The following is a 1,776-nucleotide window of genomic DNA, read 5'->3' on the forward strand; positions in this document are numbered from 1 at the left end:
GCGGTGGACGGCCTCGGCGGCGACGAGGGCGACGGCGGTCACCGGGTCCGCGGTCGCGCCGAGCGGGCCCGCGGGCCCGTGGAGCCGGACCGGGCCGAAGCGGTGCCAGCCGGTGGCGGAGGCGTGGGTGACCTCGGTGGCCAGGGTGGTGCCGGTGGCGGGGAGCGGCACCGTCAGTGGGCCGGGCGCCACTTCCCGGCCGGTCTCGGCCAGCCAGCAGCGCAGCAGCGCCTCCAGGTGGGCGTGCTCGGCGGCGGCGCGCGGTTCGGGGGCGTCGAGCGGATCGGCGGGGGTGCCGGGCGCGGGGGCGTGCCCGGTGGTGGGCGTGGCGGTCATGCGGTGCGCTCCCGGGCGTGGTGGTCGCAGCGGCGGCCGGCGGCGAGGACCGCCGCGATGAGCCGGTCGATGTCGTCGGTGGTGGTCGTGGGGTTGAGCAGCGTGAACTTCAGGCAGACGCGGCGCGGGGCGGCGGTCCCGGCGGGGTCGGCAGGGGCGAGGGGGACCTCGGTGCGGCCGATGAGCGCGGTGCCGGCCTCCAGCAGGGAGCGGCGCAGTTCGGCGTTGAGGCGGTCGTCCGCCGCGGGGTCGTGGCCCCGGTAGCGGAAGACGACGGTGGTGAGGTCGGCCCCGGTGACGAGTTCGAGCGCGGGGTCGGACTCGATGCGGGCCTGGGCGTGGCGTGCCAGGTCGTGGCAGCGGTCGACCATGGCGCCGAGACCGGAGCGGCCGAGGGCGAGGAAGGCGGCGGCGGCCTTGACGGCGTCGGCACGCCGGGTGGTCTGGAGGCTGCGGCCGAGGAGGCCGTCGAATCCGGCGTCGGCGTCGTCGGCGGGGTTGAGGTAGGCGACCTGCCGGTCGAGCGCGCCGAAGCCGGCGGGGTCGGAGACCAGCAGGACGCTGGTGGCGGCGGGCAGCCAGCCGATCTTGTGGAGGTCCAGGGTGACGGAGTCGGCGGCCTCGATGCCGTCGAGTCGGCCGGCGAGCCGGTCGGAGAAGAGGGTGCCGAAGCCGTAGGCGGCGTCCACGTGGCTCCACACCCCGTGGTGCGCGGCGATCTCGGTGATCGCCGGCAGCGGGTCGACGGTGCCGAAGTCGGTGGTGCCGGCGGTGGCGACGACCGCGATCGGTGTCTCGTCGGGGCCGAGCGCGGACAACGCTGCGTCGAGCGCGTCGGGCCGCATGCGGTGGTCGCGGTCGGTGGGAACGGGGAGCACGGCGTCCTCCCCGAGCCCGAGCGCGGCGCAGGCGCGGTGGACGGAGAAGTGGGCGACCTCGCTGCACAGCACCCGGGGCCCGGGGAGTGCGGCGACACCGTGGCGGCGGACGTCGACGCCGCGGCGGAGGGCGGCGGCGTCGCGGGCGAGGTGGAGGCCGAGCAGGTTGGAGAGGGAGCCGCCGGGGGTGAGGACGCCGTCGGCCTCGGGGCCGAGGCGGGCGAGGCGGGTGAGCGCGCCGATCAGCCAGCGTTCGACGGCTATCCCGGCCGGACCGGAGTCGTAGGTGTCGAGTGAGCCGTTGCCCGCCGCGGCGAGGACGTCCGCCGCCACGGCGACGGTCAGGGTCGGGGGTTGCAGGTGAGCGGCGGCGTGCGGGTGGGCGAGGTCGACGCCGTACTGGCTCATGACGCGGGCCAGTAGCTGGAGCGCGGGCAGTTCGCCGGCGCCGCGTTCGGGGAGCGCGGCGGGGCCGAGCGCGCGGGAGGCGGCGGCGAGCACCTCGGCAGGGGTGCCGGCGGGCAGCGGGCCGGGGGCGTGGTGGGCGAGCGAGGTGCCGACG

Annotated in this window: 1 protein-coding gene and 1 pseudogene; both read right to left on the bottom strand. The window is 77.7% G+C overall.

What is annotated here, in order from left to right:
- A pseudogene (locus HCN52_RS24140) lies at positions 1 to 336 on the bottom strand (iron transporter); the annotation flags it as partial.
- Positions 333 to 1,776, bottom strand: a 1,444-nt coding sequence (locus HCN52_RS24145) for a pyridoxal phosphate-dependent decarboxylase family protein (protein WP_168090542.1), incomplete at its 5' end; no start/stop codon positions are given. The gene HCN52_RS24145 and the pseudogene HCN52_RS24140, both read right to left, overlap by 4 nt.

This window comes from Streptomyces bohaiensis, from assembly GCF_012033785.1.
GTDB classification, from domain to species: Bacteria; Actinomycetota; Actinomycetes; order Streptomycetales; family Streptomycetaceae; genus Streptomyces; species Streptomyces bohaiensis.